General features: G+C 38.2%; 21 protein-coding genes and 1 pseudogene. 12 read left to right on the top strand and 10 right to left on the bottom strand.

Annotated elements, in window-relative coordinates:
• Positions 1-549: 549 nt before the first annotated feature.
• Positions 550-774, bottom strand: a complete 225-nt coding sequence (locus C7H79_RS08495; RefSeq protein ID WP_172592387.1) for a hypothetical protein — start codon at positions 772-774, stop codon at positions 550-552.
• A 181-nt stretch (positions 775-955) separates the two neighbouring features.
• On the opposite strand from C7H79_RS08495, the gene C7H79_RS08500 reads away from it, so the two are divergent.
• Positions 956-1963, top strand: coding sequence for a calcium-binding protein (locus C7H79_RS08500; RefSeq protein WP_197714612.1), 1008 nt, complete (start codon positions 956-958; stop codon positions 1961-1963).
• Between the two features lie 787 nt (positions 1964-2750).
• Here C7H79_RS08500 and C7H79_RS19210 read toward each other — a convergent pair.
• The 4 genes from C7H79_RS19210 to C7H79_RS08515 form a co-directional block, all read right to left on the bottom strand.
• Positions 2751-2873, bottom strand: coding sequence for a hypothetical protein (locus C7H79_RS19210; RefSeq protein ID WP_258577627.1), 123 nt, complete (start codon positions 2871-2873; stop codon positions 2751-2753).
• A 154-nt stretch (positions 2874-3027) separates the two neighbouring features.
• A complete protein-coding gene (locus C7H79_RS08505) occupies positions 3028-3228 on the bottom strand; it encodes a hypothetical protein (RefSeq protein ID WP_106706860.1) in 201 nt (66 codons plus the stop codon).
• Between the two features lie 235 nt (positions 3229-3463).
• Positions 3464-4231, bottom strand: a complete 768-nt coding sequence (locus C7H79_RS08510) for an OBAP family protein (protein ID WP_106706861.1) — start codon at positions 4229-4231, stop codon at positions 3464-3466.
• An 83-nt stretch (positions 4232-4314) separates the two neighbouring features.
• Positions 4315-4497: a DUF6496 domain-containing protein gene (locus C7H79_RS08515; protein WP_106706862.1), complete on the bottom strand. Its 183-nt coding sequence runs from the start codon at positions 4495-4497 to the stop codon at positions 4315-4317.
• Positions 4498-5961: 1464 nt separating this feature from the next.
• On the opposite strand from C7H79_RS08515, the gene C7H79_RS19215 reads away from it, so the two are divergent.
• A complete protein-coding gene (locus C7H79_RS19215) occupies positions 5962-6096 on the top strand; it encodes a hypothetical protein (RefSeq protein ID WP_258577628.1) in 135 nt (44 codons plus the stop codon).
• 104 nt (positions 6097-6200) lie between these two features.
• The gene (locus C7H79_RS08520; RefSeq protein WP_106706863.1) at positions 6201-6680 is read left to right on the top strand and encodes a hypothetical protein; all 480 of its coding nucleotides are present in this window, start codon (positions 6201-6203) and stop codon (positions 6678-6680) included.
• Positions 6681-7209: 529 nt separating this feature from the next.
• Here the strand turns inward: C7H79_RS08520 and C7H79_RS08525 are convergent.
• A complete protein-coding gene (locus C7H79_RS08525) occupies positions 7210-7773 on the bottom strand; it encodes a recombinase family protein (RefSeq protein ID WP_106706864.1) in 564 nt (187 codons plus the stop codon).
• Between the two features lie 461 nt (positions 7774-8234).
• Here C7H79_RS08525 and C7H79_RS08530 point away from each other — a divergent pair, with 461 nt between their 5' ends.
• Complete coding sequence (locus C7H79_RS08530) at positions 8235-10025, top strand: NACHT domain-containing protein (RefSeq protein WP_172592388.1); 1791 nt, start codon at positions 8235-8237, stop codon at positions 10023-10025.
• 385 nt (positions 10026-10410) lie between these two features.
• On the opposite strand, the gene C7H79_RS08535 is transcribed toward C7H79_RS08530, so the two are convergent.
• From C7H79_RS08535 to C7H79_RS08545, 3 genes and pseudogenes are all read right to left on the bottom strand, one after another.
• Positions 10411-13590 (bottom strand): BT4734/BF3469 family protein, encoded by a 3180-nt coding sequence (locus C7H79_RS08535; protein ID WP_106706866.1) that lies wholly within the window; start codon positions 13588-13590, stop codon positions 10411-10413.
• Between the two features lie 470 nt (positions 13591-14060).
• Positions 14061-14714: pseudogene (locus tag C7H79_RS08540) on the bottom strand (magnesium chelatase domain-containing protein); the annotation flags it as partial.
• A gap of 75 nt (positions 14715-14789) precedes the next feature.
• Positions 14790-15056, bottom strand: coding sequence for an accessory factor UbiK family protein (locus C7H79_RS08545; RefSeq protein WP_106706868.1), 267 nt, complete (start codon positions 15054-15056; stop codon positions 14790-14792).
• A gap of 219 nt (positions 15057-15275) precedes the next feature.
• On the opposite strand from C7H79_RS08545, the gene C7H79_RS08550 reads away from it, so the two are divergent.
• Genes C7H79_RS08550 through C7H79_RS08565 form a run of 4 tightly spaced genes read left to right on the top strand, consistent with a single transcriptional unit; the run spans position 15276 to position 18702 of the window.
• Positions 15276-16280 carry an aminoglycoside phosphotransferase family protein gene (locus tag C7H79_RS08550; RefSeq protein WP_106706869.1) on the top strand — a complete coding sequence of 335 codons (1005 nt, stop codon included), beginning with the start codon at positions 15276-15278 and terminating at the stop codon, positions 16278-16280.
• 19 nt (positions 16281-16299) lie between these two features.
• Positions 16300-17001 (top strand): N-acetylmuramate alpha-1-phosphate uridylyltransferase MurU, encoded by a 702-nt coding sequence (gene murU, locus C7H79_RS08555; RefSeq protein WP_106706870.1) that lies wholly within the window; start codon positions 16300-16302, stop codon positions 16999-17001.
• A gap of 31 nt (positions 17002-17032) precedes the next feature.
• On the top strand, positions 17033-18340 hold the full coding sequence (pepP, locus tag C7H79_RS08560; RefSeq protein ID WP_106706871.1) for a Xaa-Pro aminopeptidase: 1308 nt from the start codon (positions 17033-17035) through the stop codon (positions 18338-18340).
• Positions 18337-18702, top strand: a complete 366-nt coding sequence (locus C7H79_RS08565; RefSeq protein ID WP_106706872.1) for a hypothetical protein — start codon at positions 18337-18339, stop codon at positions 18700-18702. Before pepP ends, C7H79_RS08565 begins: the two co-directional genes overlap by 4 nt.
• A 103-nt stretch (positions 18703-18805) precedes the next feature.
• Here C7H79_RS08565 and C7H79_RS08570 read toward each other — a convergent pair whose 3' ends face one another.
• The gene (locus C7H79_RS08570) at positions 18806-21190 is read right to left on the bottom strand and encodes a penicillin acylase family protein (protein WP_106706873.1); all 2385 of its coding nucleotides are present in this window, start codon (positions 21188-21190) and stop codon (positions 18806-18808) included.
• A gap of 216 nt (positions 21191-21406) precedes the next feature.
• Between C7H79_RS08570 and flhB the strand changes: the two genes are divergently transcribed.
• From flhB to C7H79_RS08590, 4 genes are read left to right on the top strand one after another with little or no spacing between them, the layout of a single operon-like run.
• A complete protein-coding gene (gene flhB / locus C7H79_RS08575; protein ID WP_106706874.1) occupies positions 21407-22549 on the top strand; it encodes a flagellar biosynthesis protein FlhB in 1143 nt (380 codons plus the stop codon).
• A gap of 53 nt (positions 22550-22602) precedes the next feature.
• Positions 22603-24684 (top strand): flagellar biosynthesis protein FlhA, encoded by a 2082-nt coding sequence (gene flhA / locus C7H79_RS08580; RefSeq protein WP_106706875.1) that lies wholly within the window; start codon positions 22603-22605, stop codon positions 24682-24684.
• Positions 24681-25982 carry a flagellar biosynthesis GTPase FlhF gene (gene flhF / locus C7H79_RS08585; RefSeq protein WP_106706876.1) on the top strand — a complete coding sequence of 434 codons (1302 nt, stop codon included), beginning with the start codon at positions 24681-24683 and terminating at the stop codon, positions 25980-25982. The genes flhA and flhF overlap by 4 nt, the downstream gene beginning before the upstream one ends.
• Positions 25975-26871 carry a MinD/ParA family ATP-binding protein gene (locus C7H79_RS08590; protein WP_106706877.1) on the top strand — a complete coding sequence of 299 codons (897 nt, stop codon included), beginning with the start codon at positions 25975-25977 and terminating at the stop codon, positions 26869-26871. The genes flhF and C7H79_RS08590 overlap by 8 nt, the downstream gene beginning before the upstream one ends.
• The last annotated feature ends 3 nt before the right edge of the window (positions 26872-26874 follow it).

Raw genomic sequence — 26874 nt, forward strand, 5'->3', positions numbered from 1 at the left:
AAAATGCTAGAAGCAGGAAAATCTAATGCAAAACGTCCACACATTTTGTCAGTACTTATAAAAAAAAATATAATATCAAAACTCTACATGGCTGGTTTATCAGGGTTCTTGCCTGAGGGAACGCTAGTGTTTGGCCCCACATCACCAGGATTTTCATCATAGGCGTTTGGATCTTTGTTGGAATTATGAAATACTTCGCCGGTTGGAGATTTCTCTGCTGCGTCTCTTTTGTCGGGATTATTACGTTTTCTGGTGGCTCTCTCTTGTAGTTCTTGTAGGGGAGATTTCTGCTGTACCATATTTTCCCTCTATGATAGGTTAAAAATAATTCCTAAACTATTTGTTGCCTTCTACCAACCCCAAAAAATTGATGCTCCAATTATAATAATAACGAAAGCTAGTACTAAACTCCAAATTATTGAAATGATAAAACGTTTTTGGTTTGATTTTGGATTTTCATTTGACATATTGAGCTCAATATAAAAGGACATATTATTAATTTTATAGTTATAATTCTGTACGAAACCCAACATAATGAAAGTTACAAAATCATTTCCAAAGTTTAATACTTTTAACCAAATTTATTAATAATTTATTGTCAGTCTGAAGGGATATCGCCAACAATTTCAATAAATAATTGTCACGATTAGTTTCATCGACAAATCCTTCTTCGACAGAGTTTTTCCAAGCTTCATTTAAATATTCTTCCACTGAAAAATACCTAATAAGTTCTTCAATAACTATTACCATACGATTTAAAGTTAAAATGATCAATTTTTCATGATGTATTTAATTTTAAAGAGAAAATACTTTATTGTTCATCCTAAATTAAGATAAATTTAAGCTTATTTAATGATTTAATCTAAGAAAAGGACCATATTTACATCTTTTTTATATACAAAGTTTGATGCAGGTCATAATAAAATATTTTTATTTGAAAAGTATAGGAAATATCATGGCAAATATATATGGGACTAACTCAAGTGATAATAATACTTTCTCCATCATCGGGAGCTGGCCCTTTTTTATGATTTACAACCCGCAAATAAATGGTACTGAAACTGCAGATTCTATTTATGGCTTGAATGGGAACGATATTATCTATGGAAATGGAGGAAATGATTATTTAGATGGTGGTCTCGGTATTGATACCATGTACGGGGGAAAAGGGAATGATGTGTTTATTGTAGATAATCCTTTAGATGTTGTTATCGAGAAAACATATTTTTTAAATATAAGATTACCCTCAGGAAATACATTAACATCGACTTTAGGACCTATAGTCACAATAGAATTAGAAGAAGGAATTGACCTTGTTTCAAGTTTTATTTCCAATTACAAATTGCCTGAACATGTCGAAAATTTAACATTACAAGGGTCTGCTCTTAAGGGAGAGGGTAATAAACTTGATAACATCATTCAAGGTAATGCTGGCAATAATGATTTATCCGGTTTTAGTGGCAACGATAAAATTTTCGGTGGATATGGAGATGACGTTTTAAGTGGGGGTGAAGGTGATGACACCCTTTATGGTGACAATGGTAATGATTTGCTGATTGGTTCTACGGGAAATGATACATTAAATGGCGGTCAAGGTTATGATATTTTTCAAATGAAACCATGGTCTTACGATGGAATTGACACAATTTACGGTTTCAATCCTCAAGAAGATACAATTGATTTTATACCTGTAGTAGGTACAATTTCCACTGACCAATTAGCGTTATCAAATCAAAAACTAGCACCAAGTGCGTATTATCAGGGATATGGTTTCACAGGGAATGGTTTTTTAAATTTATGTGGCATTTATTTAGATACGTCAAACGGATACCTTTGGTACAACCCGACAGCCTTCGTAAGTGGTGATAGTCATCACTTTGCTACTATTGATATTGCAAGTGTTGTAGGAGGAATTAACTCGGTGTCTATTGATGATTTTTCGTTGATGTATTTAGGTTTATAAATCAACTGTATCACAATTTTAAAAATCTGCTGAAACTGAAGTATAAACAAGCTTAATAGTAATTTATTTATGAAACTTGTCAAAGGATATTTCTTGGTTGTAAGAATAAATGGGAATTATCTATAGTGAATCATCAGCCTGCTATATTATTTCGTTAGAAGAATAACGGATATAAAAAGTTAGATCTGGAATTGCTTAAGAAACTTAAGTAAATAATTTCCGGATGATTTGTCCGCATAAGAAGAAAAAATTAACAAAATTCATATTTTTTAATTTGTCAGTCTAGAGTGGATCTAAATAATATTCTGATGGAATGTGAGTTGTCTAACAGACCGGTCCCGAGGAAATAAGCATCATTGTTTCAGATCCATTAGCTTCCCTAACTAGTTAATGGTTCTCCCGCTATCTTTGCTGAAGCCCTTCAAAGATATGCGGGTTAATTAATGTCGGATAAGGAAACATCATTTATATAACGCATCTAAATTTACTTAAAAAGAATTGTCCTATTGCTAAACACGACTCTGAGTTTCCGTTGGGATACCCACATAAGGAAATATAATTAGTCGGATAGGATTTTGAGGAAGAAGCTAATAAATCACTATTTTTAATTTGTGAGATATTTCTGTAACTGCAGAGATAAGCAAGTAAGTTATCTAATATGCAGTACTTTTGTGCAGTAAATTATTAAATATCCCAATTCTAAAGAAAATAAATATAAATTTACTCAATATGAGTGCATAACTCAATCAAGTTCTTTGAGAAAATTATATTTATGCTTAATCTTCTTTTATTCCTCTTCTGGACCCGGTTCGGGTATGGGATCCGGATGTCTAGGAATATGTGGGGGTTGTAGTGGATCAGGAATAGGATCAGGTATGGGATATGGGGTTGAGAAAATGTACAGGTTCATTTAAATCTCCGTGTATGTTTCAAATACATTTCAAAATTCCACAATCATCATCTCATACTAATTATTTTTAAAACAACCTAGGCAACTTGCTAGTTGTTAAATCTTCTTATTATCTGATTATATGTTACCTGAGTCGCCAGTAGTCGTAACAAATTTATTTATTGGGGGTATTTTCAAAAACCTCAATTTTATAATTTTCTTGTTGATCAGCATTTAAAACTCCATTCACTATTCCCTTATTCCAAGCGTCTGTTATATAGTCTTCTTGTGTAAAAACATCATCTGCCAGGTTAAGTGAGAATTGAATTTTTACACAACCTGAAGACTTTTCAATAATCTGTACCTTCTTAAGCATATAGCCTCCGAGAATGAAATTTTACTAAAATTATAATATTATTAATTGGATGTAATCATATCGAAATAGTTAATTATATTCGACAGAGGAGGCGGCAATTTACCTCTATTATTCATTATTAAAGCTCCTTTATATTTTCAGAGTAGCATTAAGTCTTAAAATTGTATTTCTACAATAAAAAAATAGCATTTAATCAAAGCCATATATAAATTCAGGAGAAGCACGAAAGTTAGCGTTATGGTTTAGTTGTTTTATCTGTTATACCCATTATCGGCTTGGTTGGTTTTTTGAATCTATCTTTTAAAGTATCGACTCCATTCTGTGGTTTAGCAAGAGGTGTTAAATCACTTCTTGATTGACGCTTAATACCAGTATCAACATTTAAACGATCGTCACGTTGCTCAATTAAACCAGCGAGATCTTCTCCGTTACGATTAAATGACCATTCTAGTACCGGCTCTCCTAATGGTAGCTTATCTCCTACTTGACCAAATGGGGCAGAATTCCAAACATGCCAAGTTTTTCCATAACTATTCATTTTGCTTCTCATGAGTTCTTTTTCAGCAATATCTGGGATATTTGGTGCAATTAGTTGACCCGATAAAATTTCAAAGTTATGCGGATGCCAGTATTGTTTTTCGTTGTCTGGTAATGACTCAAAAATATCTTCGGAAATAATATACTCGATACCAATCAAATTAGCGTTTGCAGTATTCCCATCAAATAATACACATTGGGCGAAATCCTCATTTACTTGATGACAATAATGATGTGCTTCCATTTGATGCAAAGGATCATGCTTTGCTGCATGAAAACCTACTAAATAAATATTCATCGAATCAGGAGGGGAATTACTTTGAAATAAGGTTGCACCTGTTTCTAGCACTTTAGTTTTCAGCGATTTGTCCTGGCCTTCAGGATGTAAGGGCGTTTTATCAAAATAATTACAACCCAGTAAAGGTAAACAAGATAAAGATATATAAACTAAAAAGTGAAATTTCATGTTGTTAGGCATCCTGGGATAATAATTTATAGAAGCGTGTTGAAAGAACGAATGAATTTAGTTTTTTAAAGCTCTGTACTAAATTATTTGTTATTCTTCTTAGGAACTTTAGCCCCTTCCTTTCTGGCTTCTGACAAACCAATAGCTATAGCTTGTTTGGGATTTGTGACTTTTTTATGGCTTCGTCCTGATTCTAACTTTCCTTCATGCATCTCATGCAATGCTTCTTCAACTTTTTCCTGAGCCTTTTTAGAATATTTAGTCATGATAAACCTTCTTTTTATACCTTTGACTAACTTATTTATTAATAAAAGTTTTATTAAAATTAATGTTAAGTTTGTGCGACATATTATTTTATTTGTTAAAAAATTTCTGTGCGGAATAGTACCGAAATATGTATGAGCTGATCTGCGTTTATATTGGATTTAATAATCTATAAACCGAAGCCTTAGATAACTTATAAGTTGCCATTAATTCTTTATCAGTACACCATTAGAACGCTTCTGATGCAACAACCTTGATTAACCATTCTATCAATATGGTTATAGGTTCAAATTGAGATTTATATTCATATAGTAGCCTCAAGAATATTTTTTCTACATCTTGTTTCATTGAATTATCTAAAGTCACAGAAGTACATGAAAATACTGGAAGTTACTTAACTAAAGGAAAAGCCAATTATTTTTTACTTCAAGGAAGACAATTTAACAGAAAAAGTGATTGTCAAGATTGATCGGTGAATTATAAAAACAAGACAGATAAGTATGAAGTTACTTAGTGGATTTAATTCTATTCCAATTATTCGCTGAGCACATTTTTTCTTAACTGCATTTTACTGCTGCCTTATATGTTTCAATATATTGCTCGTTAAGCGTTTGGGTGATTGATTATAGTATGTCTCCTGATATGAGCTTATAACTATGTGGCTTTCTCCTTTAATTATTGTAAGTTTAAGTAACATCCGTTTAAGTAACATCCATCTTTATCAATCACCGGCAAAAGTACATACATATATGTTCTATTGCGTCACAACAGTAGTTTGTTCAAAGATTTTTTCATCGAGGACACAATATTTCTTGGGTAACTTGTCTAACTTGGAAAGCATTACTAGAAAAGTGAGGTGTTATGATCGACTGATCAATAGGTGATATATTCTGAGAAAGAGAAGCCAGCATTGAATGCTTTCCTGTCAAATTTTATTTTTTGTCTAACGATATCGTGAGTCATCGCAAAAGGAATGATTGCAGATATTAATGCTAATATATACCAGTGCAATGTGCATAATGAAATGAGCAAGTATGTTTTACGAATACTTGCTCATTTAGTGAACCTAAAACCTAGTAAGAGCTGGGTTTTTTTAAATATAGGAATACCACATGTTCATGATGAGAATATCAATTGGCAAACCCACATCAGCATTATTACCTAATAATCCTCCTAAGTCTACTCCGCCAGCAACTGTTTTGGATCACTTACTAGCTATATTAGTACATATAATTTCTCGACTATGTATTGAAGTCATATATCAAGGTCTCGGAAAATTTAATTGTTTATACGAAATTCCTATTCGATTATGGTATTTGATTTTTTCTTTTTCTTTATTTGTAATGTTTTTTTCCGATATTTTTGGTTGAAAATTAGTTTTCGATGACGAATGCTATGAATAAGAGAGGCATATTGTTCTAATTGAATAATTTAAAAAATGAGAGAATTTATGGTTGATCGGGTAAATGAAGACTTTGCAAGATGGGCAAGTGGCTTTTCAGGGTGTGATGGAGGTGATATTGGTTCATCTCAAGGAAAAAGTATTTGGTTTTGTGGGATTGAATGAGGAGGAGGACATCCTTCTGATGAGCATGAGCTGAGAAGTATTATTTTCTCGGATAAAGTTGAATTACCCCCTGAAGGTTATGAAGATTAGAAAGACAATCTTAAACCTCGCTTTAATTTTAATTGGCAAGCGTTAAAATTGCTCATTTCGATAAACGGAGGCAGAGTTACCGACTACAAAAAATTTGCAGAAACAAACCAGCCTTTTGTGAAAGGAGCAAAAGGTTATTTCAAAGCAAATTTATATCCATTGGCTTTCAAAACTACTAAATATGAATGTTGGAAAGCGGCTTTTCAAAATGCAACAAGTTTTAATGACTATCAAGAGTGGATCAGGAAAAACCGATTTCCCATCATGAAAAAATGGGTGGAAACTTATTGTCCACAATTGATTGTATGTGTTGGAATAAGCTACCTAGCAGATTATAAAATAGCTTTTGTAGATGAGGGACTATCATTCCATACTGAAATGATTGATGATCGAGAACTCAATTGGACTATTAATATGAACGGTACAATTGTGGTAGTTATTCCGTTTATGCTTAATCGTTATGGGTTAATTAAGAATGTGTCAATTCAAAAATTTGGCGATAGAATTCGAGAATTGATTAGCCAATGATGTCATTAGTTAAACTCATCAAGGTATAGAATTCAGTATGAAGATGTTTGTTTGAATTTATGAGTGAAATATAAAAACAAAAATAATAACTCTTGAGCGGATTATTTGTTTAAGAAAAATTCAAGCAAAATTGATAATTACCGGTTTAATTTCTGTTTGATAAGTGCTTGTGTCTTAAGTGACATTTTCTTGGGCATTATATGATAGGAAAAAGGTTTATTAGCAGCTTCACCAATTAATTCAACTAAATTTGATTGTGAATCGAATTTAGTTGCCTTGATCTATCGGTCTTTAGCACCTCTAGAGTGACCAAATAACTCTTCTTTCGATTAAATTCTCGTTTAATATGAAGAAGTATTCACGCTGTGCTTCAAGACGATTATTGAATTCACTCATAGCCCACCTTCTAAGATAAGCAAGTTCTTCATCCATACCTCGATTACTGGAGCTGAAGATTTAGCAAATAATTAATGAATATCCAATTTTAATTGTCGTTTAATACCTAATTAAAATTTAAATCTTATTTGTGTTAGTGAAGTTTTTTGGTAGTCGCCAATAATCTATAAACCGAAGCCTTAGATAATTTATAAGCCGACATTAAATCTTTTATCAAAACCCCATCAGAACGTTTCTGACTCATTTCCTCAATTTGCTTATCAGTTAGTTTGGCTTTACGTCCAAAAGATACTCCATTATCTTTAGCTTTTTTGATCCCTTCCATTTGTCGTTCTTTTCTTAGCTCTGTTTCAAATTCAGCAATACTAGCAAGAATTCCAAAAAGTAATTTTCCTGTCGGGCTTGTGGTATCAATTGATTGATCTAGGACTCGAAAACCTACTCCTTTCTTATTTAACTGTTCCAGAATATTATGAAGATCAAGAGTTGACCGAGCTAATCTATCCAGCTTCGTAATAATTAATACATCTCCTTCTCTAACGTAATCCAAACATTTTTTTAGTTCTGATCTGTTAGCAGTTAATCCTGATTTCTTTTCTTGATAGATTTTGTCACATTGAGAATTTTTGAGTCTATCAAGTTGAACGTCAAGAGATTGACCAGTACTGCTTACTCGAGCATATCCAATTAATGGCATGTCTTATAATTCCTATAAGATTAGAAGAATGTAATTATAAGACATTATTTAAGACATGTGTAAAGCAATGTATCGCAAACTATACTTTTTGAGACTAATTTGTAGGAATTGAGGTAAGCAGATGAAATGTTTAGAAATCTTGTCAGATCGACTCCTTGAAAAGTATAACTTTTTATGACTTTGAAATGCAGATCATGACAAAAATTCAATATTATTTAAGGAATAGAGAAACTAAGTAATTATTAAATTAAACAAACTTTCTATGATGATAGGTGATTACAGATAATATTGTTTCAATCTAATTGGAAAACCAAATTCAGACAAGATTTCACTAAATAATCGATAATAACCTATAACCTAACTGATTAATATGATGTAAATGACATAGATGCATAGAAATTCGCTGTATTATTGATGAGATTTGCTAAAATATTCAAAAGCCTAATACTATGAAAAATAAAATGTTTGAAGAACTAATAAAATTAGCAACTGGTGGATTAGACAAAATTGCCGCAGATCTTTATCAGTCAGCAAAAGGTGTCATTAGAAATGAAGTGAGGGAAAAGCTTTCTATTGAAAGAATTAGAGCACTAATAGAAAATATATCTCAGATAGGAAAAGTGAAAACTATTTTCAACCCTGACAAAATTCTTGATTTAGGGGAAATTTATTGTGAGGGTGTTGTAACATTCGATGAGCCTGAAATAGTTCATGATATCAGATCTTTCAATACGGAAAAGGTTTTATTACAAGGAGGTCCTGGTCAGGGTAAATCGATATATCTTAAATATTTATGCTTAGAAGAAGCTAAAAACGGCCATTTTATTCCAATTTTCATAGAATTTCGGAATCTTAGCTTTGAGCGCCCACTAAAAGAAGAGTTGATAATAGCAATCCAAAATTTTGGTATTAAGATTGAAGTCGAATTGTTTGACTATCTGGCAAAATCAGAAAAACTTTTATTTATTTTAGATGGATTTGATGAAGTTCCTTCAAATGTAAGAATAAAAACTGCAAGAGAATTGGAACAAATTGCAAAAACATATAAGAATCTTAGAATAGTGGTTTCATCTCGACCAGATGCAGGTCTTGGAGCTTCAGTATATTTCAAGACATTTAAAATTAAATTTTTATCAAAAGATATTCAGGAAAAATTCTTAAAACATTTATTTGGCAATGAAGAAGAATCCCGTCCGATTGAGGAAGTTTTAAAGGAAAATGAATTTTTGTCGGATGTGACTAGAACACCCCTACTTTTAACATTATTTGCTATTACCTATAAAGCGAGACAATTTAAGCCAGATAGTATTTCAGAATTTTATAGTATTATTTTTCCAACCATGCTTTATAGACATGATCGTATGAAACTGGGATTTGAAAGAGAAAGAAGATCAAAGCTTTCCGACTATCAGATACAAAGAATTTTTGAAACATTATGTTTCCTTTCTTTAAAAGCGGGAAAAATAAGATTTAATACTTTGGATTTCAAAAATTATTTAAATAAATCTACAGAGCATGAGCGTATAAAAGAGAATTTAGAAGATGAATTGATTGACGACATTACACTTATCACAGCCCTTATTATTGAGGATGGTTATGATAATTACTCTTACGTTCATAAAAGTATTCAAGAGTATTTCTCATCTGTGTTCATTAGTCGCCTAACTGATGATAGAAAATTTGAATTTTATGATCATCTGGTGTCAAGTTATTCTGAATATGAGAAGTGGAAAAATGTTATAAATTTCTTATCTACAATAGATGTTTACAATTATCAAAGGTATTTTCTTCTTCCACTCCGAAAAAAGTCTATTGGCCTAAATAATAAAGATAAATTGATGCTGAATTACTCTCAAATAGAAAATTCAATCGGGTCAGAAACGAAAGTACGTATTGATGAGAATGGGAATATGATAAATGTTTACTGGGATGATACGTATTCTTCATCAACATTTCCGCAATTTATTGAGTTTATTAGAACCGAAATGGTTAATTTTTTAACTGATGAAAAATCATCTCTAGCTGATTATTTAATGTTTTGTGAGGTTTCTGAATATGAGCATTATCAAGAGTCAGATGGCGCTTTTATTCTCAATTTGCTCACATATATAACTAATGTGAAAAGAAGTAGAGCTCTGGTCAAGTATATATCTGTAAAAATCAAGAATAGTCAGGTTATGAATGAAATAAATGAGCTGGAGAATGAAATACTTAGAACTGACAAAATGAATCAAGAAATTACTTCATTTTGATTTTGAAAATTCCAGAGTAAACACTTTTATTTAGAGAATTCCATGAAATCTAAAATATAAATAAGCAGAATTCACGAACAAGTTTAGTCGATACTGCAAATATAAGTTCTTTGTTTATTGAGTTTCAGAAATATTTGTATCAACAGAAGGCAGCGTAAATTTTATGAATTAATCAAAAAGATACTAGGGCGTTTTGTAATGATTGAAATCCAATCAGTGGAGCACCGTTTAACATTGATGCCTAGAAAAAATATGATTATTACTTAGAAGAAAATCTTCTATTACTTCAAAAAAATCTACAGCTGAGAAATCTAAAATTATCTTATAATTATTTAAAAAATGAACATTTTTTTTGAATCTTCTTGATTAGTATCTGTAAATCTCATCAATTGAGTATGTGATTTTCTACTATAACGAAAGATTTAAATTTCTTATTATCGAATTTTTCGTCAACAATAAATTTAGATTTATCTGCAATAAAATATTCCACTACACTTTTACGATATGTTGCATCAACCATATTACATTTCATAAGAATAATTTCTTTTTCAGCAAGCTTCTCGATAAGTTCTTCTCTCCGGCTTTTTATATCATTTTTATTCAAACCCATATCCAATAACGCTTTTGGGGTATTTAAGACATATCCGATACTTTTAATTCTTTGAATTACATCATCTGAGCATGTAACCGAGTCTTCACATTCTCGATAGAAGAAATCCGTCACTTCAATATCAAGGCCTAAACTTTCATTACTAAAAATGTAAACGTCTTTCTTATTGCCATGAATAGCTCTTGAGCGACCAATAGCTTGCTTTGTTTCGGCTAAAGAAAAATGCTCGTTTATTGCTAAATGTTTTCCATTTACTTGACTACCACTATTAACAAAATATTTTGAGCCATCTTTCATCCTAACAGGCATGTCCGCTAAGATTGTTTCATATTCTTCAATTTCGCCAAAAATTGCAGCTGAGATCCGACTTGTTGAATCTGTTCCTATAAAGTGCCTTCCTACAATTAATAAACAATCTACATCATCAAATTTATCTATCCCTCGAATTGCACCAAAGTGACCGTGTACAGCAGCACCGGTCTCAGCAGCGAGGAATTCATCAAAGTTACAGTTAATGCCTTCAGCTTTTAAATATGTAATTATCCCGACCTTGTCATATTGCCCTTTATTTATAATGGTTTTAATCCATGACACCAACTTTGTTCGATTATCAGCTTCATTTACATATGACTTAGTGACAGTGAAATTTGCAAGCTGATATAGGTTAATGTCATTTTTAGACTGGATTGCAATCGAGTGAAATTTTAGATTCCCTAGAGTAGCTTGAACGACTTCAGCATTGGCTGTTGCGTCTAAGAAAAGTGTTGGGATATTTTGATAATGCTGTGATGCTTGCGAAACTGGAGCAAAGTGAATCTTGTTATCTGCTACCCACATTCCTTGTAAATAGTTTTGATCTTTTGTTTTTAAATAATCTATTAAATGCTCGAGAATTTCTGAATAGGATTTTAGTTGATCTTTCCTAGCTGAGAGAAGATTGCAGTACTTCGGAATATCGTTGTCAAAGGTTGGAAACTTTGGCTTTGTATTTTCCACATTATCTATAAATAGGAGATGGATATTCTCATCAATCGCTTCACTCAGTGACTTTCCATTATTTACAGTATTAATTATCTTACGAATAGATTGATGCTTATTTCCGTCATCGCTTTTAATTTTCTCTAAGGCAACTGAAATTATATTTTCATCAATAATAATATAGTCAGGGATCCATTTAATATCGCTAGGGTATATGTCACCACTTTCTTCTAGATACTCGTTAGTGACATCAAGGAATTTGCCATCTTCCTCAATATATTCCCCGCAAATATCTAAAAACTCATCATTTAATTTAATTTTCCCATCAATAATTGGTATGTTTTTACCATTTATTACTACAGACACAAAGCTGTCATTTTTCGTGCTTCGATTTGCTAATACGAATTCGTCTTTGATTCTAACAAAATCACCTTTAATTTTTTTATACCTGCCATATTTTTCTTCATATCCATTAAACCAAGCAGATTGATTATTCATCCATTCGTTATGAGTCATAATTCGAATATTATCAAATCTGTTTTGAAACTGTTTTATATATCCGCATTCGGACACGTAAAAGCATGTACTACAGTATTTCATGGGAATATTACTGACACCATCAAATTCATTTCTTGCAGATTCATTTACACACAATTTATTCTTTCCCTTCAGATGCACAATGCCTGATATTGGTTTTTTAAAAGTTTTGAGATGTAATATCATCGAATCAAATTCTTTGTCTTGAATCGATTCTCCCAACCCATGTTTTTTCTCGAACTCATTTAATTCAGGATTATTTCTAGCAACTTTAAATTTCTTTTCTAATTCATCAGCTAAAGCATGTGATGGAACTAAAAATAGGATTTTTTTATTGTAAGGTATATCTTTTGCAAGAACATTCAATACAGCGCTAGATTTCCCTCCGCCAGCAGATACATTTACAAATACATTATGATTTTGTGTGAAAAAATCCTTAACGATTTCACTTAATTTTGCCGTACCTTCTTCTGGGGTAAGTAATGATTTCAACTGAATTTCAGATTTCTTTGCTCGAAGTTTATTTCTAGCTCGGCCTGTAACTATTTTTTCATATCCATACCTCTTGGCAGCATTAACCAAGCATCCAATAGAACCAAATTTTATATTCTTTGACTGACTTTCAATTTGGGGTTTTATTTTTGATAAGGGAATGCCAGTTTGCACCCAGTGGTCAATAAGAATGCTCTTGCCTGAAGAACCCAAACATTGAAACACCGAATAATTAATCGGAAGTCTCTCGTTATAACTCAATTTGGGAATGTATTTAAGAAGTTCTAAAATGTATTCACTATCTTGTCTTGGTTCAGTTGAGATGGATAATACATTTGGTATATAAACACATTGATCATTTATCCTATAAATATCACAGTCTATATTGATAAATGCCTGGGGATCGTTTGAAATAAAACTGGTTTGCATGATTGAAGCAGAACTTTTATCACAGATAAATTCAGTATGAATGTTATCTAATAAATATTCTAAAGTTAGATTGTATGCAGCCTTAAATCTTGGTTTTGTTGATTCTTCACCATCCAAATCAGTAAAGTCAGTTTTAATTGCAAACTTTAATCCACCAGAAGGTGAGATGTAAGCATAGAAACAAGAAGGAATACTGATAATTTCTTGCTTAAGTTTAACAATATCAAAATCATCTGAATTGTCTTGTAAATCTATATCAAAACCAATAATTCCAGATGGTCTTATGGTGCTATTAGTATCACCATCAAGAAATAATAAGTTTGGAAAGAATGCAGGTAATCTTAGTTTTAACCTTTTCTTTGCTTCTATAGAAGTACTTTTTCTAATACTATTAACTAGATTTGAAACAGAGCCATTTTCTTTTATGCTATCAATGATATTTGAAATAGATTCAATGTTAATGATTGTCCTGTCATTAGTAACCTTTAAGAATCTTAGCTTTATATCATTACTATTCAAATCAAATTCTCAATTTTAATTAAATTATCTAGATTCCCATAAGTGCTACAAAAAAGCAAAGTTTCTGTTAAGAATAATTGAAGTATCTAAATTTTGTAGTATTCCTTATCAACAAATCAGTTCTGCGAAATTTTCCTAAATTTAAGTGTTAAATGAAATATATTGTTATTGATGTGTAGGGGGCAATTTTGAATTTATATGACATGATGCTCTGATAAATAAATAATATGATGGTAGATAAGATTTAATATAAGATATAAAAATTTATATCATATTCTATTTTATTCTATGGTTTTTTATCAATTCTTTGTTTTCTCTTTTTAAATCACCTTAACAAATAGTAAAAATTAATTTGCGATACACCCTTTTATTTATTATGTTTAAGATTATTAGCTAAATCGATATAAAGGTAAAATTAACTATATGTAAACTCTAAAGAGTTTTATTATTTGCGATAGATTTATTGTACACAACATCAATAAGCTGTGGCCGCCTGCAGCGGCAATTTCCAGTGCGCGTTTGGCATGCGTTTGTCCTTTGACTTCATCGAGGTCCGGGAAAGTGGAGTCTTCATTTTTGTGCTCAGTTAAGCCTGCAAAAATGGGTAATGCTGTTTGCCCAGTTAAATGCGCACAGATTTGCAATAACGATTTTGCTGCGAAGATTGTGGCTTTTTTGACTAACGCAGCTTCAGCGGCATTTTGTTCCGGCAGCACGAAACTGCGGCCGGATTGCGATGCGTTGTAGGTCATTGCCAGTGCGCCATGAATCGGGCGTAATTCACCGGTTAATGCAAGTTCGCCGGCCCATTCATATTGGTCCAGTTTATCTTTGGGGATTTGCCCAGTGGCCGCAAGTATCCCTAATGCTATGGGTAAATCGAACCGTCCGCTCTCCTTGGGTAGATCGGCAGGGGCCAGATTGATGGTGATACGTTGCGCAGGAATTTTGAATTGAGCGTTTTGCAGCGCCGCTCTGACACGGTCTTTGCTTTCTTTAACTTCGGTATCGGGAAGTCCGACGATGGTAAAGCTGGGTAAGCCATTGGCGATGTGTGTTTCCACTGTCACCAACGGTGCTTGAATACCTGAGAGCGCGCGGCTATATAGTACGGCGAGTGACATCAGAGTTATCGCAGATTTAGGTTGCTGATACGAGAGAAAATTAACTCAAGCGTAACAGCGTGGGTAAAAATTTATTTATTTCTCGGGTTCAGATTGTATTTCGCTTGTATTCAAGTGAGCTTCCAGTTCAGCAACTTTGGCTTCAAGAATCATCAGTTTTTCACGGGTGCGCTGTAAAACCTCTTGTTGTATATCAAATTCATCACGCGTGACTAGTTCAAGCCGGGAAAATGCGCCTGATAATAAAACCCGAACATTTTTTTCGATGTCTTTGGCCGGGCTGTTTTGCATAATTTCACTGACTTTTGCATTGATTTCGTCAATTACATTTTTATTAATCATGATTGTCCTCCTTATTGATTGATCTACCAGTTGATCAGCTGGCCACGCAAGTGACGTGATAAAATCTAATACTGTAAGATATCTTACAAGATCGAATTATCCACTGTTATTGAGAACGGTTCCAGTTTTAACTCGCAGGGTGAAGTTGTGACGCACTTTCAATGAAAAGAATTTTGGACATTATAGATCTTGAGAATGGTTAATTATCCGGATATATGAATGGAACGTATACAACTACTTGAGAATTGGATAAAAGAGCAATTTCCGGGGAGATTGTTTACCATGAATCCAGCCTCTGCGGATGCGAGCTTCCGACGCTATTTTCGGATTTCCTTCGATGATCAGACGTTGGTCGTGATGGATGCACCGCCACAGCATGAAGATTGCGCGCCGTTCTTGAACGTAGCGGAGATTCTGGCTGCAGTCGGAGTGCATGTGCCCAGAATTCTGGCGCAAAATCTGGAACTAGGTTTTATATTGTTATCTGATTTGGGTCACACCACTTTTTTGCAAGCGCTCAATCAATCGCCTGAGTCAGCTAATCAACTTTATCGTGATGCGACGGATGCTTTGATACAAATGCAATTGACGCAGCGGATCAGACCCTTGCCAAGTTACGATCAAGCGCTATTGCAGCGAGAACTTGATTTGTTTCCTGACTGGTATGTTGCGACGCATTTGCAAATGGATTTATCAGAGGCACAACAAACGGTTTTACACCATGTTTTTGGACAAATATTACAAAATAATCTGGCACAAGCCAAGGTATTGGTACATCGGGATTATCATTCGCGTAATTTGATGGTATCGACGCCGAATCCGGGTATTCTGGATTTTCAGGATGCGGTATATGGACCGATTACGTATGATCTGGTGTCATTATTAAAAGATGCTTATATACGTTGGGACGAAGAATGCATTTTGGATTGGGCTATTCGCTATTGGGAAAAAGCACGCCAAGTCGGACTACCTGTAGCTGCTGATTTCGCGGAATTTTATCGGGATTTTGAATGGATGGGTGTGCAACGCCACCTAAAAGTGTTAGGAATTTTTGCTCGCCTAAACTATCGTGATGGCAAAGCAGCTTATTTAAGCGATATGCCGCTGGTGATGGAATATTTGCGTGCAGCGTGCAAGCGTTATCGGGAACTTCACCCTTTGCTGAATTTACTGGATGAACTGCATCCTGCTAAATCAGGCCAGAAGATTGGTTACACCTTCTAAAAGTGTTTTCTTTAAGGCTATGATTCTTGCCGCAGGGCGCGGTGAGCGCATGCGGCCGCTTACAGACTCTTTACCCAAGCCTTTGTTAACGGCCGGTGGGGTGACTTTAATTGAACATCAGCTAAAAAATCTGGCGCGTGCAGGTTTTATCGATATCGTCATCAATCATGCATATCTGGGTGCACTGATCGAAAATGCTTTGGGTACAGGTGAGCGCTATGGTGTTAATATTCAGTATTCACCGGAGCAAGTGGTTTTGGAAACAGCGGGCGGGATAGCCAATGCTTTGCCGCTTTTGACGGATCAATCCAGTAACCAACCATTCTTGGTGGTCAATGCGGATATTTATTGTGAAATGGATTATGTATCGCTGTTACCGGTAATGAAAGCGATGCAATTGGAAAGAGCACAGTTGGCTCATCTGGTATTGGTGGATAACCCGCCGCACCACGCAGAAGGGGATTTTGCGTTGCAGAATAATCAACTCCTCTCTACAGGAAGCAATCGTCTAACGTTTAGTGGCATTGGCATTTATCAAGCGAAATTGTTTAGCACAATTAAACCGGGCTTGGCGGTAAAGCTGGCTCCGTTATTGCGACAAGCGATAGAGGAAGGCAAAGTGAGTGGTGAATATTTTTGCGGACAATGGATCGATGTGGGAACGCCGGAACGATTGGAAGCATTGGATAAGCAACTTAATTCGCAATCAGAGATCAAGTAATAAGTGATTGCCATAACCTTGAAACGTAGCTATGACATATATTCAACCTTATATCGCTCGCCGTAAGCTTCTGGCAGCTCAAATGCGAGCGGGTGTGGCAATAATTCCAACGGCACCGGAGCAGGTGCGGAATGGTGACGCACATTATCCATATCGGTTTGATAGCTATTTTTATTATCTGACTGGTTTTCGCGAACCTGAAGCGGTGTTGGTGATCGTTAACGCGACTGATCATACACCGGCTAAGCATATCTTATTTTGTCGTGAGAAAGACTCAGAGCGTGAGATCTGGGATGGTTTTCGCTATGGCCCGGGGGCAGCCAAAGAGGTTTTTGGGTTTGATGAGACCTATCCGTTAGCTAAAATGGATGAATTGATTCCTCAGTTATTTGCTGATCAGAAAGCTGTTTATACCGCATTGGGGTTGGATCAAAATTGGGATCAGCGTGTTGTCGGTTGGTTAAATCGGGTGCGTGAACTGGCACGTGCAGGCGTGGCGACACCACGCGAGATTCATGATTACCGCGCATTATTGGATGAGATGCGTTTGATTAAAGGTACCGACGAATTGCAAATTATGCAGCGTGCAGCAGATATCTCGGCTCAGGCACATCAGCGCGCGATGCAAACTACCTGCCCGGGAATGCGAGAATACGAGATTGAAGCCGAACTGCTTTATTCCTTTTATCGACAAGGAGCGCAGGCACCGGCTTATGCCTCGATTGTTGCCGGTGGCGCGAATGCTTGCGTGTTACATTATGTGCAGAATAATGCCGAGCTGAAGTCAGGTGAATTATTATTGATTGACGCGGGTTGTGAACTGGATGGATACGCCTCGGATATTACGCGAACATTTCCGGTTAATGGAAAATTCACTGCCGCACAAAGAGATGTGTATCAACTTGTATTGGCTGCCCAGACAGCCGCCATCTTGAAGGTGAAGCCGGGAACTAGCTGGAATGATCCGCACCTGGCCGCACTCCATGTATTGGCACAAGGTTTTATTGATCTGGGGTTATGTCAGGGTAGCGTCGAGTCTGTGCTGGAGTCAGGCGACTATAAATGTTTTTATATGCATCGGACCGGACATTGGCTGGGTATGGATGTGCATGATGTTGGAGAATACAAACAAAAAGGTGAGTGGCGTTTATTGCAGCCCGGCATGGTGCTGACGGTTGAGCCGGGTTGCTATATTCGTCCGGCGGATAATGTTCCGGAACATTTCTGGAATATTGGCATTCGCATTGAGGATGATGTAGTGGTTACTCAAACGGACCATGAACTTTTAACTTTAGCAGCACCCAAAACAGTTGCTGCAATCGAGGAGTTGATGCAATGAATGATGAGGAAAAAAAAATTATAATCAGCAGGATTGCTGATTATCATCAGAATGAATCGGGAGAATATCAGCGCGCGCCGGTATCGCCTTTAAATCGATGGCTGACTTACGCAATGCTGATTCCCGTTGTTGTGATTATGGTGTTCGCCGGTATTTTCTTTTTTGCCGCTTTCCTGGCATTAGTTGCCGTGGCTGTTGTGGCCGTTGGTATTCGTTTTTGGTGGCTGCGCCGGAAATATGAAAAGACCATGCAAGCTTCCGGTGATGTAAACCGACAGTCCGGAACGGATCAAACCGTCATCATCGAAGATGCACAAATTATTGAAGAAAGCGAAGCACCTCATACAAAGCCAAAGAAATGACTTATTGAACAGCACATACTTTGTAAAAGCACATATTGCTACGCAGTTTTTAACAATCAAGTTAATTAAGCCAAGATAATCGCATCACTGTAATATATTCTTGCTACTTGGCTGAAATAAGCTTCATATGTCTTTCTATTGTGCCCGGAAGAAAAGGCGTGAGGTTCCCATTAACCCAGTCGGCATGTCCGCGGCCGTAGTATGGCGAAAACGGGTGTCCGCTTTGTCCTCCTGGCATATTAAAATAGCCTTGTTCTTCCTGGCCTGGAGCCACCACGAAGCGTTGCGAAGCGCCAAAGCTAGGGGATTGCACACGTGGCATATTGTGATCGCCGGGTAGCGGGTCACTCGGCATATCAAGCCACCGTGCAACCCACGGTGGAAGTTTTTGACTGAGCGGGTGCCTGATACGGGCTGCGTTGACTTCTCCCCAGGTTCGCTCGGTGATGCCGCCATCTTGTTCCAATTGTTCGGCGACATGGAGTGCGCAAAGATACAACAATTCTTCCCAGCTTTTATACAGTGATGGCAACAGATGCTGAGGTTGATGATCAATCAGTTGCCACACAATTACTTCGGCCTGGCTCAGTCTGGGTAGTTTAAAACCTGCATCGTGCTGTCGCACTGGGGCAGCAAAACCGTTTAGCACAGTCTTTGTTACTTCATAGCGATACGCGCGTACAATCCGATAGGCGCTAGAATCCGTGGAAGCCTGTCCATCCCAATCAGTTAATGCGGCTTTCATTGCTGAAACCCACGGCAGCTTATTATCTGCCGATTCCAATATATTGCTCAGCAACTGATACCAACGTGTTAATAAGAGAGCACGCTGATCCAATTGAATGGCTTGCATGTCTTTCTCGGTAAATTGGTTGCGCGCAAATAAGCTATCGCGAATTTGCGTGGTTCTTGCGCCCAAGTCATAACCGCCGTTACCCAGGAGATCCAGCCATTCACCTGAAACAGGGCGTGAATTCGCTGACCATAATCGCTGTGCTGTCGGATTATTGATGAGTGGATAGTGTTCAGGTTCCAGCCATCCACTCCATCCGGTATCCGCAGAACTCCAGTCGGCGGGTATGTACGGATCATAAGTTCCGGATCGAATGGGGATACGACCTGCAAGTGTCCAGCTGATATTGCCGTGACGATCACCGACGATAAAATTTTGTACCGGAATGCCAAGCAATGGTGCAATTTTTGCAGCTTGATGCGCCGATTTGACATGCTCCAGCTCGATCAATTTAAGATTTATGGCTTCAGGGCGCAATGCTGTCCAGGCCAACGCCAAAGGAGTTTGATCGCGATCTTGTGCCAGAATAGGGCCCCATTCGGTTTCTGAAATTTGCAGAATTTCATCTACAGCATTATGGATCCGAATGGTTTCATGGTGAATTTTCATCGGTTGCCAGCCGGTTGAAGCGAGGTAGCGTGTTTGATCGTCTTGATCAGTTTTTATCCGTACCCAATCGGCAAAATCTCCATGGCTATTGGTGAAGCTCCAAGCGATATGACGATTTGAACCGATCACAATCGAAGGAACGCCCGGCAGACTAATGCCGGTAATGTCGTGAGACTGATCCGCAGATACTGCATCAGGATAAATAAGGCGCGATCTAAACCAAAGATTGGGTACACGCAATGTTAGATGCATGTCATTAGCGATGATGGCAGGACCGCCAGTCAGCGCTCCGGCAACTGCAAAGCTGTTACTGCCCGGCGATTGTTCGGCAGCTAATGGGTTGCCATTGAATAGTTTTTTGTCCATTGCTTGCAGATTGATGTGCGACGCTGACGGGAGTTTTGGTAATGTGATGGGTTCATCAATCAGCGGTGCATCCCAATTGCCTGCAGGAGTGTTCAGATATCGATACACCGATTCTGGTAGTGCTGCGCGCAGGCTAGACAATGCCAGTTCACGATAGATATTGGATTCATTTAAAGTAAAAAACATGGCGGCAATCACTAAGATGCTGTCTTCTTTACGCCACGCCGCAGGCTGGGTTTGTGTCAACAGGTATGGAAAAGGACGCACAGTCAGCGCTGTAATGCCTCGATTGACACCGTTCTGATAAGCATCAAGCAATTGCAGTTGAGTTGCAGGCAACTGTTGTAAAACGTCTCTAGCGCGAGCACGCATGCGAAATGCACGAGCTTTGCGATCGTGCACGAGCGATGCGGCACCAAATAATTCGGACAATTCACCCGCAGCTTGCCGGCGCATTAGATCCATTTCAAAGAAGCGCTCCTGTGCATGTACATAGCCCATCGCCAAAGCCAAATCCAATCGATTTTCACCTTTAAAGGTTACGCTGCCAAGCGCATCCCGATCGATAGAGACCGGTGCAGACAGTCCAGAAAGTGGTGCTTCGCCATCATATTGCGGCAGGCTTGCGCGCAGCAATAAACCGATAGTAAGAACCAAGAAGGCAGCGATAAGCAGCATTGTTACAAGAATGTGTCGGGTAATACGTAAAGTAAACTGCATTGAGTCATCACAATAATAAATGAGCGAATCATATATTAATACGCTTCAACTTTGCTAAAGCAACTTCACTAAAAATTATTTAACTTATTGGTAATAAGACTGATATATGGCTACTTCTAGTGTTCCAGTAATAAAGGGGATGATTCCTTCTTTATTCCCAATATCGGATTCAGATAATTCCAATGATAATTCATTTATAGAAATTTGGAGTTTGCCATGTCTGAAGAAAGTGATTTAGAACGTACCGAAGAGGCTACGCCCAGGCGCTTGGAGAAGGCGCGGGAAGAGGGGCAGGTTGCGCGTTCTCAAGAACTTACCACATTTACCCTATTGATGTCGGCAGCTGTCGGGATATTGATGATGGGCGCAGCTCTTATGGATAAGCTAGTAAAAATCATGCAATCCGGTATGCAAATGGAACGAGAATTGGCGTTTCAGCCTGAATTAATGATCAATCGTTTTTACGAGCTTGCTATCGAAGGTTTGATATCGATGGCACCCATGTTATTTCTGCTTTTGGTCGTGGCTTTCTTTGCTCCGATGCTGTTGAGTGGCTGGCTTATCAGTGCAAAGGCGGTTATTCCCGATTTCAAGCGCATTGACCCTATTAAAGGTTTCAGTCGTATTTTCTCAATGCGCAGTCTGATTGAACTTGTTAAGGCCATTCTTAAAACCATAATTATTGGTGGAGTCGCAGTATGGGTTATTTGGCATAACAAAGAATCTGTAATGGCGCTGCTTACAGTGTCGATTGATTTGGGAATTAGCCGTACCGGCGACTTTCTGGCAACGAGTTTTCTACTGATCATTGGTGCAATGATCATGATTGTTGGGATCGATGTGCCATTTCAACTCTGGCAGCATGCGAAGCAATTACGCATGACTCAGGATGAAGTTCGTAAAGAACATAAGGAAAGCGAAGGTGATCCTTACGTCAAATCACGTATCCGTAATCTGCAACGTGAAGCCGCACGTCGTCGCATGATGTCTGAAATTCCAAAGGCAGATGTCATTGTTACCAATCCGACACACTATGCGGTGGCATTGCGATATCAGAGTAACAGTATGCGTGCACCCAAAGTGGTTGCCAAAGGCGTGCATTTACTAGCTGCACGAATTCGAGAGATTGCTACAGAGCACCGTATACCAATCCTTGAAGCACCGCCGCTTGCGCGAGCTTTGTATCATCATTCGGAGCTGGAAAGTGAGATACCGGAAAAGCTGTATACCGCAGTGGCTGAAGTACTGGCTTACGTTTTTCAGTTACGAAGATATAACGAGTATGGTGGTTCAGAGCCGAAGCCTCCGATTGATGTGCCTGTTCCGGCTGAACTGGATCAGGTCAAGTTTGCGGTATAGCTGTGCGGGTGACTTTTAAATGAATTCTTCTCTAAGTTTTATATTTCGAAACTATGAATAATGCGGTTACGTTGTCATCCTTAGCGGATATCAATAATTTCAGGACTCTGGCGGGGCCGGTCTTGATTATTATGATCCTGGCCATGATGGTGTTGCCATTGCCGCCATTTATACTGGATCTGCTGTTTACCTTCAATATTGCGATAGCCATAATCGTGCTCATGGTGAGCTTGTACACTAGGAATCCACTCGATTTTGCAGTATTTCCGACAATTCTGCTGATTACAACTTTATTAAGATTATCGTTAAATATTGCTTCAACTCGGGTTGTCTTGCTTGAAGGACATACTGGCCCCGATGCTGCGGGTAAAGTGATCGAAGCATTTGGCCATTTTCTGGTGGGTGGGAATTATGCCGTCGGGCTAGTGGTCTTCATCATTCTGGTAGTGATCAATTTTGTCGTGATTACTAAAGGCGCAGGACGTATCGCTGAGGTCAGTGCACGTTTTACGCTCGATGCCATGCCAGGCAAACAGATGGCTATTGACGCTGATTTGAATGCTGGATTGATCGGTGAGGAAGATGCGCGGAAACGTAGACAGGTCATTTCACAAGAGGCCGATTTCTATGGGTCTATGGATGGTGCCAGTAAGTTTGTACGGGGTGATGCGATAGCCGGTATATTGATTATGCTGATTACCATTGTCGGTGGATTGATCGTGGGTGTAATGCAGCACGACATGGAATTAGCATCGGCAGCGAAGAATTACACTTTGTTAACAATTGGTGATGGCTTGGTTGGGCAAATTCCATCGCTGATTATTTCTACTGCTGCGGGCATGGTAGTGAGTCGCGTGACGACCGATCAGGATCTGGGTGAACAAGTTTTAAGTCAGTTATTTAGTCAACCCCAAGTATTGGTAATTACTGCTGGAATTTTAGCCGTGATGGGATTAATTCCAGGTATGCCAAATTTTGTATTCCTTTTTATCGCTTCTGCTTTAGGTGCGATAGCCTATTGGAAGAAAGGAAGTCCAGTCGCACAGCCAGATGCACCCATTGTTCCGGAAATACCATCTATCGAAAAAACGGATGCCAGTTGGAATGATGTAACTCCAATTGACACATTGGGATTAGAAGTCGGCTACCGGCTGATTCCTTTGGTTGATAAAGCTCAGCAAGGAGATCTGCTAAAAAGAATTAATGGCATACGCAGAAAATTTGCGCAGGAAATCGGTTTTCTACCACCTGTAATACATATTCGAGATAACTTGGAGTTACGACCAAACGCTTATCGCATCACGCTAAAAGGCTCTGTGATTGGTCAGGGCGAATCATATTCCGGTATGTATCTGGCTATAAATCCAGGACAAGTCACGATGCAGTTGCCTGGCACTGCAACCAGTGATCCGGCATTTGGATTGCCAGCAGTATGGATTGAAGCCGCACTTCGCGAACAGGCCCAACTGCATGGTTATACCGTGGTTGATGCCAGTACTGTGGTTACTACGCATATCAACCATTTGATTCATTCGCATGCTGCCGAATTATTGGGCAGACAAGAATTACAAAAACTACTGGATCATCTTAATACACAATTTCCCAAACTTATTGAAGATCTGGTTCCAAAATTATTACCACTATCCACAGTACAAAAGGTGTTGCATAACTTGCTGGAAGAGAGTGTACATATTCGGGACATGCGCACCATCATCGATGTATTGACTGAGTACGCTGCGCAAACGCAGGACGCAATCGAGCTGACTGCTATCATCAGAACAGCCCTGGGGCGTGCCATCGTCGATCAATATTATCCTGCAGGTTCTGAAGTGCAAGTGATGAGTTTGCATCAAGATTTGGAAAATATTCTTACTCAGGTGATGCAAACTGGCGGGGCGCAAGGTGCTGGAATTGAACCCGGGCTTGCCGATACGTTGCTAAGAGAAGCCCACAGCGCTGCACAGCAGCAAGAAAAACTCGGATTGCCGATGGTATTGCTTGCTCCGAGTTCTATTCGCTTCTTATTGGCAAGATTTTTGCGTCGAGCACTGCCTCAATTAAGAGTATTAGCTCATTCTGAGATTCCCGATTCAAGAAAAATCAAAATCACTTCCGTTGTTGGGGGTAACAAATGAAAGTAAAGCGTTATATTGCATCTACATCAAGAGAAGCAATGCGTCAGGTTAAAGAAGAGTTGGGTGACAATGCCGTCATACTGTCGAATAGAAAAACCAGAGACGGTGTGGAAATCATGGCGTTGGCCGATTCTGATATGTCTAATCTAGTGCCATCACAGCCATTGCTTACATCAAACTCAGCGAGTGCCGCTTATTATGAGCAGAATAAAAAACTGAATAAAGAAGCCGGATCTGTTGAGTCATACTCAAACCTACTTTCGTTAGCGAATGACCAGGAAGAGGTCAGGAAAACCACAAATGAAGGAGTGACTGCTTCATTTGCTCGCGACATTATTGCCGAAATTCAAGCCATGAAAAGCACGCTGGAAGATCAGTTGAATGCTGTTGCCTGGGGAAATTTCACGCAACGTAGACCGGAAAAATTAAAGCTGCTTCGCACTTTGCTGGATTCAGGTTTTAGCCCGTTATTATCCCGCCGGTTGGTAGAAAAGCTCACCAATGAGGTTGATTATGAGAAAAGCCTGAAACAGGCAATGTCTGCATTAGTCTCTAATCTACATACTGCTGCCAGCGATGAAATAATAGAAAAAGGTGGCATTTATGCATTGATCGGACCCACCGGCGTTGGTAAAACTACTACCACTGCAAAACTGGCGGCTCGTGGTGTGATTCGGCATGGCGCTGATAGGGTGGCATTACTTACCACCGACAGCTATCGTATCGGTGGTCATGAACAACTGAGAATCTATGGGCGATTACTAGGTATTCCTGTGCGCACAATTAAAGATACGGAAGATCTACAACTGACGCTGTCAGAGCTTAGAAATAAGCATCTGGTGCTAATCGATACTGTCGGAATGAGTCAGCGTGATCAAATGGTTGCGGAACAGATTGCGATGTTAAGTAATTGTGGGGCCGAAGTAAAACGTATGTTGATATTAAGTGCAGCATCCAATGGAAAAACTCTGGATGAGGTGATCTCCGCATACCAGATGAACGGTATTTGCGGTTGTATTATTACAAAGATGGATGAAGCTGCTAGCTTGGGTGTGGCGCTGGATGCTGTTATCCGCAGGAAGTTAGTGCTGCACTACGTCGCAAACGGACAGAAAGTTCCAGAAGATATTCATGCAGCAAATGCACGTTATTTAATGCATCGTATTTTTAAACCCACTTCGGGCGATTCTGCTTTTACTCTGCAGGATGCCGAGTTTGCTTTGGTAATGGCGACCAAAAATAGCACTGATATTGAGCAATCTGCGAAAAAATCATCGACAGGGCTTTTTTATGACTAAATTGATTCTGCACGATCAGGCGACGGGCCTGCGTAGTCTGGCCGCTTTCCAGGCACCTGATTCTGCGCGTGTCTTTACTATCGCGGGAGGGAAATCCCGGGTTGGAAAAACCAGTATTGTTGTGAATCTGGCTGTTGCCTTGGCCCGAAAAGGTCAGCGCGTATTACTGATTGACGAAAATCCTTGCCATAACAATATTTGTACCAGCCTCGGATTGCAGGCGCGCTTCGATTTACTCCACGTAATTAATAAGGATAAAAGACTGGACCAGGTAATTTTGCGGGGCCCGGAAAATATCGCCATATTATCCGCCATGCGGGGTATTCATGCGCTTAACAAATTGAATCCACTCGAACAAGATTGGTTAGTCAGAAGTTTTTCAGAGTTAACTAAGTCTGTTGATATTGTTCTGATAGACACAGCAATGGCAGGTACAACACATGTTTTGCCGCTAAGTTTGGCTTCGGAGCAAATCATGATGGTGATTTCAGGATCAGCCGCATCTCTTACGGGTGCGTATGTGTTGATTAAAATCATGAGTCAGGAGTATATGAGGAGGCATTTTCTCATATTGGTGAATAACATTGGCTCGGAAGCTGAGTCGTTTGCTATCTATCAGAATTTATACAAAGTGGCCCGTCAATATTTGTCGGTGACGCTTGAATATGCTGGTTATATTCCGAGCGACGAAAAATTACATAGCTCAACACAATTGTGCATGCCTGTACTGGAAGCATACCCGTCTTCACAGGCTGCAACTTGCTTTGGGCAGGTGGCGCAGAATATTTTACGATCTACTTGTCCAGATAAATATCACGGGGGTATCGATAATTTTATGCAACGATTAATTCAGACAAGCCATCTTAGTATGGCTAATTTTATGGTGTGATTG

The organism is Nitrosomonas supralitoralis (assembly GCF_003011925.2).
GTDB classification, from domain to species: Bacteria; Pseudomonadota; Gammaproteobacteria; order Burkholderiales; family Nitrosomonadaceae; genus Nitrosomonas; species Nitrosomonas supralitoralis.

What these genes read in the sequence shown, in the direction of transcription:
- C7H79_RS19210 (WP_258577627.1), bottom strand. Translation starts at nt 2,873, where the DNA reads ATGAACCTGTACATTTTCTCAACCCCATATCCCATACCTGATCCTATT.
- C7H79_RS08590 (WP_106706877.1), top strand. Translation starts at nt 25,975, where the DNA reads ATGACTAAATTGATTCTGCACGATCAGGCGACGGGCCTGCGTAGTCTG.
- flhA (WP_106706875.1), top strand. Translation starts at nt 22,603, where the DNA reads ATGAATAATGCGGTTACGTTGTCATCCTTAGCGGATATCAATAATTTC.
- murU (WP_106706870.1), top strand. Translation starts at nt 16,300, where the DNA reads ATGATTCTTGCCGCAGGGCGCGGTGAGCGCATGCGGCCGCTTACAGAC.
- C7H79_RS08510 (WP_106706861.1), bottom strand. Translation starts at nt 4,231, where the DNA reads ATGAAATTTCACTTTTTAGTTTATATATCTTTATCTTGTTTACCTTTA.
- C7H79_RS08570 (WP_106706873.1), bottom strand. Translation starts at nt 21,190, where the DNA reads ATGCAGTTTACTTTACGTATTACCCGACACATTCTTGTAACAATGCTG.
- C7H79_RS08550 (WP_106706869.1), top strand. Translation starts at nt 15,276, where the DNA reads ATGGAACGTATACAACTACTTGAGAATTGGATAAAAGAGCAATTTCCG.
- C7H79_RS19215 (WP_258577628.1), top strand. Translation starts at nt 5,962, where the DNA reads ATGAAGACTTTGCAAGATGGGCAAGTGGCTTTTCAGGGTGTGATGGAG.
- C7H79_RS08545 (WP_106706868.1), bottom strand. Translation starts at nt 15,056, where the DNA reads ATGATTAATAAAAATGTAATTGACGAAATCAATGCAAAAGTCAGTGAA.
- C7H79_RS08515 (WP_106706862.1), bottom strand. Translation starts at nt 4,497, where the DNA reads ATGACTAAATATTCTAAAAAGGCTCAGGAAAAAGTTGAAGAAGCATTG.
- pepP (WP_106706871.1), top strand. Translation starts at nt 17,033, where the DNA reads ATGACATATATTCAACCTTATATCGCTCGCCGTAAGCTTCTGGCAGCT.
- C7H79_RS08530 (WP_172592388.1), top strand. Translation starts at nt 8,235, where the DNA reads ATGTTTGAAGAACTAATAAAATTAGCAACTGGTGGATTAGACAAAATT.
- C7H79_RS08505 (WP_106706860.1), bottom strand. Translation starts at nt 3,228, where the DNA reads ATGCTTAAGAAGGTACAGATTATTGAAAAGTCTTCAGGTTGTGTAAAA.
- flhB (WP_106706874.1), top strand. Translation starts at nt 21,407, where the DNA reads ATGTCTGAAGAAAGTGATTTAGAACGTACCGAAGAGGCTACGCCCAGG.
- C7H79_RS08500 (WP_197714612.1), top strand. Translation starts at nt 956, where the DNA reads ATGGCAAATATATATGGGACTAACTCAAGTGATAATAATACTTTCTCC.
- C7H79_RS08565 (WP_106706872.1), top strand. Translation starts at nt 18,337, where the DNA reads ATGAATGATGAGGAAAAAAAAATTATAATCAGCAGGATTGCTGATTAT.
- flhF (WP_106706876.1), top strand. Translation starts at nt 24,681, where the DNA reads ATGAAAGTAAAGCGTTATATTGCATCTACATCAAGAGAAGCAATGCGT.
- C7H79_RS08525 (WP_106706864.1), bottom strand. Translation starts at nt 7,773, where the DNA reads ATGCCATTAATTGGATATGCTCGAGTAAGCAGTACTGGTCAATCTCTT.